The organism is Mesorhizobium sp. M1342, from assembly GCF_040317955.1.
Classification (GTDB): domain Bacteria; phylum Pseudomonadota; class Alphaproteobacteria; order Rhizobiales; family Rhizobiaceae; genus Mesorhizobium.
This window is the reverse complement of record NZ_JAMYLI010000003.1, coordinates 228,434-237,446: the sequence shown is the minus strand read 5'-3', so window position 1 is coordinate 237,446 and position 9,013 is coordinate 228,434. Positions and strand designations below refer to the sequence as shown.

At 62.2% G+C, this 9,013-nt stretch carries 12 protein-coding genes and 1 riboswitch; of the genes, 3 read left to right on the top strand and 9 right to left on the bottom strand.

Features of this window, described 5'->3' with window-relative positions; translation table 11 throughout:
* Nucleotides 1–44: 44 nt before the first annotated feature.
* From NKH06_RS04480 to NKH06_RS04465, 4 genes are all read right to left on the bottom strand, one after another.
* Nucleotides 45–1,064, bottom strand: a complete 1,020-nt coding sequence (locus tag NKH06_RS04480) for an ABC transporter substrate-binding protein (protein WP_352441204.1) — start codon at nucleotides 1,062–1,064, stop codon at nucleotides 45–47.
* On the bottom strand, nucleotides 1,057–1,824 hold the full coding sequence (locus NKH06_RS04475) for an ABC transporter ATP-binding protein (RefSeq protein ID WP_023814065.1): 768 nt from the start codon (nucleotides 1,822–1,824) through the stop codon (nucleotides 1,057–1,059). The genes NKH06_RS04480 and NKH06_RS04475 overlap by 8 nt, the downstream gene beginning before the upstream one ends.
* Nucleotides 1,821–2,582 (bottom strand): ABC transporter permease, encoded by a 762-nt coding sequence (locus NKH06_RS04470; protein WP_023814066.1) that lies wholly within the window; start codon nucleotides 2,580–2,582, stop codon nucleotides 1,821–1,823. Before NKH06_RS04470 ends, NKH06_RS04475 begins: the two co-directional genes overlap by 4 nt.
* Nucleotides 2,583–2,677: 95 nt before the next feature.
* Complete coding sequence (locus NKH06_RS04465; protein WP_352441205.1) at nucleotides 2,678–3,286, bottom strand: YkoF family thiamine/hydroxymethylpyrimidine-binding protein; 609 nt, start codon at nucleotides 3,284–3,286, stop codon at nucleotides 2,678–2,680.
* A riboswitch (TPP riboswitch) is annotated at nucleotides 3,277–3,390 on the bottom strand. (Overlaps the previous gene by 10 nt.)
* Before the next feature lie 195 nt (nucleotides 3,391–3,585).
* Between NKH06_RS04465 and NKH06_RS04460 the strand changes: the two genes are divergently transcribed.
* Complete coding sequence (locus NKH06_RS04460; RefSeq protein WP_023814068.1) at nucleotides 3,586–3,906, top strand: RodZ family helix-turn-helix domain-containing protein; 321 nt, start codon at nucleotides 3,586–3,588, stop codon at nucleotides 3,904–3,906.
* A 44-nt stretch (nucleotides 3,907–3,950) separates the two neighbouring features.
* Here the strand turns inward: NKH06_RS04460 and NKH06_RS04455 are convergent, their stop codons facing one another.
* The 4 genes from NKH06_RS04455 to NKH06_RS04440 form a co-directional block, all read right to left on the bottom strand.
* The gene (locus NKH06_RS04455) at nucleotides 3,951–4,982 is read right to left on the bottom strand and encodes a formyltransferase family protein (RefSeq protein WP_352441206.1); all 1,032 of its coding nucleotides are present in this window, start codon (nucleotides 4,980–4,982) and stop codon (nucleotides 3,951–3,953) included.
* Between the two features lie 130 nt (nucleotides 4,983–5,112).
* Entirely contained in the window at nucleotides 5,113–5,346 is a 234-nt protein-coding gene (locus NKH06_RS04450; protein WP_155930624.1) for a hypothetical protein, read from the bottom strand.
* A 25-nt stretch (nucleotides 5,347–5,371) separates the two neighbouring features.
* The gene (gene msrA / locus NKH06_RS04445; RefSeq protein WP_023814070.1) at nucleotides 5,372–5,890 is read right to left on the bottom strand and encodes a peptide-methionine (S)-S-oxide reductase MsrA; all 519 of its coding nucleotides are present in this window, start codon (nucleotides 5,888–5,890) and stop codon (nucleotides 5,372–5,374) included.
* A gap of 132 nt (nucleotides 5,891–6,022) precedes the next feature.
* Complete coding sequence (locus NKH06_RS04440; RefSeq protein WP_352441207.1) at nucleotides 6,023–7,567, bottom strand: glycosyltransferase family 39 protein; 1,545 nt, start codon at nucleotides 7,565–7,567, stop codon at nucleotides 6,023–6,025.
* Nucleotides 7,568–7,656: 89 nt separating this feature from the next.
* Between NKH06_RS04440 and NKH06_RS04435 the strand changes: the two genes are divergently transcribed.
* The gene (locus tag NKH06_RS04435) at nucleotides 7,657–7,827 is read left to right on the top strand and encodes a hypothetical protein (RefSeq protein WP_164762750.1); all 171 of its coding nucleotides are present in this window, start codon (nucleotides 7,657–7,659) and stop codon (nucleotides 7,825–7,827) included.
* A 39-nt stretch (nucleotides 7,828–7,866) separates the two neighbouring features.
* Nucleotides 7,867–8,574: a hypothetical protein gene (locus tag NKH06_RS04430; protein ID WP_352892351.1), complete on the top strand. Its 708-nt coding sequence runs from the start codon at nucleotides 7,867–7,869 to the stop codon at nucleotides 8,572–8,574.
* 86 nt (nucleotides 8,575–8,660) lie between these two features.
* Here the strand turns inward: NKH06_RS04430 and NKH06_RS04425 are convergent, their stop codons facing one another.
* Nucleotides 8,661–8,900 carry a hypothetical protein gene (locus NKH06_RS04425; protein ID WP_352441209.1) on the bottom strand — a complete coding sequence of 80 codons (240 nt, stop codon included), beginning with the start codon at nucleotides 8,898–8,900 and terminating at the stop codon, nucleotides 8,661–8,663.
* Nucleotides 8,901–9,013 lie beyond the last annotated feature (113 nt).

The following is a 9,013-nucleotide window of genomic DNA, read 5'->3' as shown; positions in this document are numbered from 1 at the left end:
GTCCAGAAATAGACTGGCGACCCATTTCATTTGGTTTTGCCAGACTAGCTCAGATAGTCGTTGCGGAAATAGCTCCCGAAATCCGGGCGTTGAGCAACCAGCTTGCCGTCGGCATCACGCAAAATGCCGGACGCGAAGAGATAGCCGCCGATCGCTTCCATCTTGGCTGGATCCATCGTCCCGATGGCGCCGCTTTGGCTGCGCAGATAATGGCCGTCGATCAGCGCCTTCAGCGAGGCGTGGATCAGCGCCGGATTGGTCAACGCATCCTTGTTGGCCGCGATCAGCAGGGCTGCCGCATCTTCGGGGTGATCGACCGCGAACTGGTAGCCGCGCCGCGTCGCCTGGACAAAGGCGGCCGCAGGCTTGGAGTTTGCCTGGAGATAGGCTTCGCTCGAAGAGATCAGTGTCGTGTGCTCGTCAGGCACGCCGTAATCGGCATAGACGAAGCTGCGTTGTTTGACGCCCTTGAGCTCGGCGTCGACACCCTCCCAGGTCGAGACTTCGAGCGTGAAATCGACCGAACCATTGGCCAGCGCCTCATAGGCTGAGGTGCCGAGCGTCACCGTCTCGAAATTGCCCTTGCCGCCATCATGGCGGATGATGGTCGATATCAGGGCGTTTTCCCAGGCGCTGCCGAAGCCGCCATAGGTCAGGCCGTCGAGGTTTCTCGGGCTTACTATCTCGCTGCGGGCCGCATTGAAGACCACGCGGCCGGTTTCCGATTGCACCACCGCATAGACGCCCTTCAGGTCCGCTCCGGCGGTTCTCTGGGTGAACAGGCTGATGGTGCCGTTGATGCCGAAATCGGCGACGCGATTTGCAACCAGCGTGCCCGCACCGGTATCGCTGTAAGGCAGGATGTCGACCTCGAGCCCGGCCTCGCGATAGAAGCCCTTGTCGCGGGCGACGAACAGTCCGATGTGGTTGGTGTTGACCGTCCAGTCGAGGGCAACGGTGACCTTTTGTGCCGATTGTGCTTGGGCTCGCCCCGATCCGGCAATGAGCGGAAGGCCTGTGGCAAGGGTCAGCAACAAGGCCTGCCGGCGCGTCAAGTCAATCATGATCGTGTCCTTTGGATGGGGTGGCGTTGAGGATGATGTCGAGAATCTCGGCCTCGAGCGCACTTGCCTGGCGCGCGGCATCGCCGCCAAGGCTGCGCGGGCGCGGCAGCGGCACCTTGATTTCACGCACGATGCGGGCCGGGCGCGCCGACAGCACATAGATGCGGTCGGACAGGAACACGGCTTCGCGCACGTCATGGGTGATCAGGAGCGCCGTCCAGCGATGATGCCGCCACATCTGTTCCAGCCAGCGCTGCATGGCCGTGCGGGTCAGCGCGTCGAGCGCGCCGAACGGCTCGTCGAGCAAAAGCATGTCGCGTTGCTGCACCACCGTGCGCAGCAAGGCCGCGCGCTGGCGCATACCGCCGGACAGTTGCGCTGGAAAATGCCGCTCGAAGCCGGCAAGCCCGAATTCGGCAAACAACGGCGCAACGCGCACCCGCGCCGCCTGTCTCCTCATGCCTTGGACTTCGAGCCCGAGCGTCGCGTTGTCGAGGATGCGCCGCCACGGCATCAGCGCGTCACGCTGCGGCATGAAGGCGAAATGCCTGCCGTGGTCGTCGAGCGGCGCGCCGTCGAACAACATCTCGCCCTCGCCATGCTCGGCGCCGGTCAGAAGCTGGAAGAGCGTCGATTTGCCGGCGCCCGAGGGTCCAAGGATCGAGACGAATTCACCAGCGCCGACGCTAAGCGAAATATCGGCCAGCACGTCGAGCCCACCGAACGCCTTGCGCACATACCGCAGTTCCAGCCGGCTCATCGCCAGGCTCCCTTCCCGGCGGTTTCCTTGCCGGCCCGCTCCCAGGGCATCGCAAGGCGCTGCAGCAGTACAGTCAACCCGAACAGGACAAGGGTCAGGGCAGCGCTCACTCCGACGGCGGCAAGAACCAGGTCAGGACGGAAATTGTTCTTGACGTTGAGCATGTAGATGCCCAGCCCCTTCGCGGCCCCCGCATATTCGGCGAAGATCGCGCCGACCACGGCGTAGGTGATGGAGATCCTCAAGCCAGCGAAGAAATAGGGCAGCGCCGAAGGCAGCCGTGCCAGCACGAAGATGCGCCAGCGCCCTGCCCCCATGGCGCGCAGCATTTGCCCGATCTCGGCCTCGGTCGACTCATAACCCTCGACCAATGCAACCAGCATCGGAAAGAAGGTAACCAGCGCCACCAGCATGATCTTGGGCGCCAGCCCGAAGCCGAACCACAGCACCACCAGCGGCGCGATGGCCACCAGCGGCAAGGTCTGGCTGACGATTAAGACGGGAAACAGCGCACGCCGCAGCGGCTGGAAGAAGTCGACCAGCATCGACAGCACGAAGGCGGCGCTGAGCGAACAGGCAAAGCCGAGCAGCGTGGCGCCGATGGTCGGAATGGCGTTGTCGGCCAGCGCCTGGCGATTGAGCAGCGCTTGCTCGAAAACGCGCGACGGCGCCGGCAGTATCGTCGGCCTGATGCCGGAATAGGTGGCATAAAGCTCCCACGCCACTAGGAGCAAACCGACCGAGATCATGGCCGGCATTGCCTTGACAAGAAGGCCCGCGATCGGGCGCGAAGCGAATGATGATGAGACCACGGGAGATAACCTTTGACGGCCGCGCGGAGGCGGCGGCAGCTTCAGACAGCCGACGGGCTGTTGGCCGAGACCGTGACGTCGAGGGTTACGTGGCCGGCGCCTGGTCCGAAGCGGCAGAAGGCCTCGTCCAGCGCCGAAAAGATCGCACCGGCATCACCGCGCAGTTTCGTGCAGAAATGCTTGGAACGCTCATAGACGCCGGACTGCTTGAGAAAATCGATGCAGCCGTAGATCTCGTCCATGTGGTCGTCGGTGCCCATCACATAGAGCGAGAACTGCGCCGCCGCCGGCTGGCCGGTGGCAGCAGCATTGCGCACCGCCGCGATGGCCGCATCCTTGCGCGGGCCGAGTGGCCCGACAGGCCCGCCAAGTGCATCGGAGCGGCAGATCGGATCATCCGGCTCGCCAGGGCACCCGCGCGAGATGGTGGCCGACAACACGCAATGTTTGCCGCTACGTGCCGCCGCCACGAAGAGGTCGCGCATGGCGGGAAACAGCACTTCGGGCGACCCGACCAGCAAGGTCGAGATGTCGTCGGTCTCGATCCTGAGCTTGTCGCGCCAGGGATCGAGCGCACCGAGCGCGCCAAGAATGACACCGACGAAATCGTCGGTCATGGGGTATAGGGAAATCTGTGCGCCTGAAAACATCGCCCGCCTCGCTCCGCTGGTATTACCCAGATCAGCTTCTAGGGTCTGTGGGCTTGCCGCCCCCGTCTCAGCCCCGACCGTACGGAGCACCCCTGTGGATGTGCGCCTTAAAGCATCATTCGAGTTCAAGGGAAAGCCGTTTTTTCAGAGCACTGCGCCAAAAGCATTGCGCCAGTCACGGTGCGCCTGAGCGGAATTTTGTCGGGAACCTTCGCCGCCGCGACCGGTTGTCCCCACAGTCGCAACGCGATCACTTTCGTAGAAAATAAGCGACGACTTCACAGAAATGGAGACAAACCATGTTCATGAAAATCCTCGCAGCTTCGGTTCTCACCATTGGTCTGGCCACGTCAGCCATGGCGCAAAGCGCCGGCAGCAACAACGCAAATGGAAGCGGCAGCGGCAAGTCGGTGACGGTTGAGCCGAACACGCCGGCTTCCCCGAATACGATCGAGCCGGACACTGTCGACCCGGGCACGACCAACAGCACGACTGGCACGGTAGGGGACATGAATTCGAACGCGGATCAGAATTGCCCGACCAACCCGCAAGGCGCGCAGCCGGACGCCGATGGTAACGCGACGGCGCCAACGGTAAACGATAATCATTGTGGCAAGTAACCACGTCGCAAACGGATGAAGCCGCTGGGCATCGCCCAGCGACTTCATCCGTTTTTCTGGTCCGCAGCACGCGCTTTGCCGAACAGCCGGATTTCTGGAGCGGGTCTCCCGGCGGGCGGGCGCGAAAATAGGTGTTTCGAATTGAGCAGCCGTTTGAGCACTCTACCGTAGGTAAAATACAGGACCCGACCGTTGGCGAGATCAAATTCCACTGTTCCCCACCGCCTGACCGGGGCCTTTCCTGTGCAGGGCCCCAGCCTTCTGATCTGGAATCCCAGCCTGACTTTGCGCGTTCCGATTTCAAGATAGATGCCTGGCAGAAGGCCAAGCACATGCCATAGCCGTACAACATGCTCGACCGACATGGCCGGCGAGATTATCAGGTGGCTGGGCTGAAGCCGCGCCCAGACGAAATCGCCTTTCGGTTGCGGCATTCCTGACAACAGCCCCCGGCAGTAGGTCGGCACCGCCTCGCTCACCAGAATCCGCATAGCGGTTGCCGTGCTGTCGACCAGGGCTTCTCTCGATGTCCAGTCAGCTTCGGAAAACGGCACCTGCCCGAGAATGTCACCCTCGTCAAAACCGGCGGACATCTTGTGGAGCGTGACGCCGCCATGAGCCGCATGCCGGCCGTCCACGGCCAAGCGCTGGATCGGGTGGGGCCCTCGATAGTCGGGGAGCAGCGCCGGGTGGAGGTTGACCCCGCCTTTGGAAAAATGGCCAAGAACCTCTTGAGGGATCAAGACAGGCAAAGTGTAGCAGACCAGCACATCGGCGCGGACGTCAGACAATTGCCGACCAAGCGCATTCCAATCGTAAGGGCGGCCAAATTCGATCAACTTGACAGGCGTGTTACCGATAAACCGCCTGAGCAGCAGCTTGCGTTGAAGCCTTCGCCGGAAATTGCCAATGCTGAAACCGGTGGGACGACGCCGGAACCCGGGCACGATGATCGCGCCAATTGCATTTCCAGCCTCTAGCCAGCCGGCGAGCAGAGGCCCCGTATAGTTAGAGATATCGAGGACAAAAACGGCTGTGATCGGCTCCGAGTGATCGGTCGATTCGATCGGCCTCATCTTCGGCGGCTCAAACGGGCCGACAGGTCAGGGCGAGCTTGTCAGGTCGGCTGAGTGGAAGGCGATGCCAAGGCAGTGACAACCGAAAGACGCTCGCGTTTTACAAACACTGGCTTTTCGTAAACTTTTTTCACGGCCCGTCTCCCGAAATCAACTCTTCCTGCGCAGTTGGACCGCGATACGGCAGGCTGTCAACCGCCTGACCGTGTTTGCCTACCGCATCCGCATTCGCCGTTGACGAAGGTGTTCGAAGGGCGCTTTCGCACATTGGTGAAAGCTCGATGGCTTCACCGACGCGACAAGCCGCGCTGACCGAAAGGGGTTTGGATGCGATGATCTGCTCGACGACACCGTCGAGCAGCAATGCAGGGCAAATCGCAGTTGCAAATCTACGAAACCGCCGTCTCGCGAACCGGCAGCTTCCAGCCTGGCCTGACGAAGTGGCAGGTGTATCCGTCGGGATATTTCTCCAGATAGTCCTGATGCTCGGGCTCGGCTTCCCAGAATGGACCAACGGGTGCGACTTCGGTGACGACCTTGCCCGGCCACAGGCCCGAGGCATCGACATCGGCGATGGTGTCCTCGGCGACGCGCTTCTGTTCGTCGCTGGTGTAATAGATCGCCGAGCGATAACTCGTCCCGACATCGTTGCCCTGGCGGTTGCGGGTCGTCGGATCGTGGATCTGGAAAAAGCGTTCCAGCAGCGTGCGAAAGCTTATGATGGCCGGATCGAAATTGATCTCGATGGCTTCTGCGTGGGTGCCGTGGTTGCGGTAGGTGGCGTTGAGCACGTCGCCGCCGCTGTAGCCGACACGGGTGGAGATGACGCCGGGATAGCGCCGTATCAAATCCTGCATGCCCCAGAAACAGCCGCCGGCAAGGACTGCACGTTCGGTCGAAGTCGCCATGTCACGTCTCCTCAAAAGCAATTCCAGGAAAAGTGTGTAGCGGTTTTCCGTCTGGAATTGCGTAAAAGCAAGTGGTCTCGCCATAAATGGGCATTGTCACCTGCTTCGTCCAGCGGACGCGGTGGATCTACTTCAGTTGCTCGTTTGGGCGAGCCTGTCGATCAAACCCGGTAGCTTCATGCCAGGCGGAATGGCGGCAAAGCTGATCGCCACCGGTGGTGCCCTGAGCGACCAGTCGAAAAGAACGGTCTTGACGGGGATGTTGCCCAGCCACGCCAGCAGCCGAGGTGGCACGCCGCTCCCGGGCCAGACCAGGAGCATGCCGTGATCGCGCAGCCGCTGGCTGGTGATCCAGGGGGCGAGCCGCATGTCGAGGTCGGTGAAGATCGACGGCTTGTCATAGGCGTTGAGGCCCGCCAGCAACGCGATGCGGGTATCGCCGCCGACGATGTCGAGCCGACCGGGCACCGCCGCGTGCCAGACCGCCTCGGCTTCGTCCGAAATCTGCCGCGCTGGCCAGCAGACGGCATCCATGCGCCCGCGCAAATTGCAACTCGTCCAGCGGATGCCCGCATAGGCACCGGACATGCCGAGGATGCAGGCGAACGCGCAGATCGCCAGCCGTCGCAGTTCGACGGCGCCGAGCCGATGACCCAGCAAGGCGAGCGCCACAACGCCGACCAGATTGTACATCGGCGCGCCCCACGCCTCGCCGGCGCCGGTGAACAGCGAAGCCACCATGACAAGCACCGCCGGACCAAGCCCCATCCACACGAGATAGGCCAGCGCGCCGCTCTCGATGGGCTGTTCCGGCGCGGGCGAACGCCGCAACAGCCCCGATATCGACAGCACCAGCAATAAGCCGCAGAGCCCCGCCATTTGGACACCGATATAGTAAAGGCGGGCGCGGTGGACCAACACCCATTCATCGCGGCCGGCGACATAGGTCAGCGGCAGGAAATCGATGCGGTAGAGCTGGACGGCCAGCGGCGCGGCGACGGCGAGGAAAACCGCGAGCCCAAGCCAGGGCCAGGGCGTGGCGAGCCGGTTGCGTGCCCGTGTGTCCGACAACAGCCAGATCGCCCCGAAGAGCAACAGCAACCCGGTGGAAAACTTGGCATAGAGCCCGACGCCCGACACCAGTCCGAGCGGCAGCCACCAGCCCGGCCCACCGCCACGGCCCGCACGCCACAGCAGCCAGCAGATTGCGGCCCAGAAGGGCATCTGCGCGTAATCATGATTGAACTGCGGTGTCGGCCAGCCGAAGAAATACAATGACGGCATCAAAAGCACGGCGGCCAGCGCGCGGGTTCTCCCGAGCATGTCGCGGGCCAGCAGGTAGACGAAGACGAAGGTCGCCGAGACGACAAGCTGGGCGAGCAGATATTGCGGCCAGCGGAACGATCCGGTCAGAAGATGGCTGATCTCGAGCAGCCAGCCGGGGAGCTGCGGATGCTTGTAGGTCAAAAGCACCCATTCGCGGCCCCACATGAAGCTCTCGACGACATCGCCGGGCGGGGCGGCATCGACAAGCGCCGGAACCACGGTCCAGCACAGGATCTGCGTCAGGCATAAAAGCGCCAGGCCGGCTTCTGGATAGCGCATCAGACCCGGCCAGATCGACGACTGCCGCCAGTCGCCTGGAACAGAACTGCCGACCGGCAGCCAACCGTTCATGGGTTCGTCGATTCGCGTCATGCGGTGGATAAATCACACCGGACGGTTTTACGAACAGCCCAGAACTTGAAGCTTACGAAAATGTATACTTGGCCGACCATGGCAAAACCAAGATTGAGGCAGAGTTTCGCGCCACCATGCCGCCTCTCCCGTCATCACATGCCAGCAAGACAACAATGGAACACGCCATCCCGCAGCACCCTGAACATGCCGGGCATGGCGCCTTGGGCGTGATCGCGGCAGGTGTCGCCTACGCCTGACCGGCTCCCGTCCCCAAAAAAGCATCCAGGATTTGAAAAATGCGCCACCACCATGCCGTCATTCATTACCGTGCGCTCGATTTCTGGATGGCCCGTGCGGCCGTTCTCGTCATCATCTGCCTGCAGCTTCTGGTCATCAACAATCTCTCATTCGGGCCGCGCTGGGTGGCGCCCGCGCTGGAGGCGGCCCTGCTGCTGCCCTTGTCGGTGGCCACCGCCTGGACACAGGCCGCTACCCGAAAGGCGGTCGAGGACCACGAGTGGCATGCGATCGGCCAGTTTCGGGTCATGATCCGCAGAACAGCCCTGACCATGACCGCCATCATCAGCATCATGAATTGCGGTTCGCTGGTCCTGCTGGTGCGTGCCTTGCTGGAGGGCCATGCCGGCAACAGCGGTACGACGCTGCTGACCGACGCACTCAACATCTGGGTTACCAACGTCATCGTGTTTGCCTTGTGGTTCTGGAGCACCGACCGCGGCGGTCCGCCGACCTGCGGCCTCGTCAAGCTCGCACAGGCCGATTTCCTGTTCGCGCAGATGACGTTGAACGACCGTGAGCTTCGAGACTGGCTGCCCGGCTTCGTCGATTATTTCTTCCTCGCCTTCACCAATGCGACCGCATTTTCGCCCACCGATACCTTGCCACTCTCCCAGCGCGCCAAGCTGCTGATGATGGCCGAGGCCATGATCTCGCTGCTGACAATCGCGCTGGTCGCGGCACGCGCGGTCAACATCCTCGCTTGATCGGCCCGACACGCGAAAATAGCCCGCCCGGCGAACCGGAACGGGCTATTTTGGGTTGTCTTCGATGATTGGAATGCAGCGCCGAACTAGTGGCGCTTGCCCAGCCTGTAGCTGTTGCCGCCCAGCAGGTTGACGCCGAGCCCGCTCAGAACGCCACCGACGATGTTGGTCTTGTTGCCGTTCAGAATGCCTGAGACGACATTGCCGCTCAGGATGTTGTTGCCGCTGAGCACGTCGTTCAGCGCGGTGATCTTGCCAGGTCGATGGATGGCGAAACATTGATCAGGCTGCCCGAATTGCCTCCCCAGCCGCCCGAACCTCCGCACCCACAACCTGCCTCGGCGGCTCCAACGGACGATGCAACTGCAACAGCGGCTAAAATAACAGTGAACTTGTTCATGAAAGCTACTCCCGTTTGATGATGGAGATGGCTTCCGTC

Bases quoted from the DNA above. Each gene is read 5' to 3' on its own strand.
- NKH06_RS04480 (WP_352441204.1), bottom strand. From the start codon at position 1,064: ATGATTGACTTGACGCGCCGGCAGGCCTTGTTGCTGACCCTTGCCACA.
- NKH06_RS04470 (WP_023814066.1), bottom strand. From the start codon at position 2,582: ATGCCGGCCATGATCTCGGTCGGTTTGCTCCTAGTGGCGTGGGAGCTT.
- NKH06_RS04465 (WP_352441205.1), bottom strand. From the start codon at position 3,286: ATGTTTTCAGGCGCACAGATTTCCCTATACCCCATGACCGACGATTTC.
- msrA (WP_023814070.1), bottom strand. From the start codon at position 5,890: ATGGCGACTTCGACCGAACGTGCAGTCCTTGCCGGCGGCTGTTTCTGG.
- NKH06_RS04440 (WP_352441207.1), bottom strand. From the start codon at position 7,567: ATGAACGGTTGGCTGCCGGTCGGCAGTTCTGTTCCAGGCGACTGGCGG.
- NKH06_RS04455 (WP_352441206.1), bottom strand. From the start codon at position 4,982: ATGAGGCCGATCGAATCGACCGATCACTCGGAGCCGATCACAGCCGTT.
- NKH06_RS04430 (WP_352892351.1), top strand. From the start codon at position 7,867: ATGCGCCACCACCATGCCGTCATTCATTACCGTGCGCTCGATTTCTGG.
- NKH06_RS04460 (WP_023814068.1), top strand. From the start codon at position 3,586: ATGTTCATGAAAATCCTCGCAGCTTCGGTTCTCACCATTGGTCTGGCC.
- NKH06_RS04475 (WP_023814065.1), bottom strand. From the start codon at position 1,824: ATGAGCCGGCTGGAACTGCGGTATGTGCGCAAGGCGTTCGGTGGGCTC.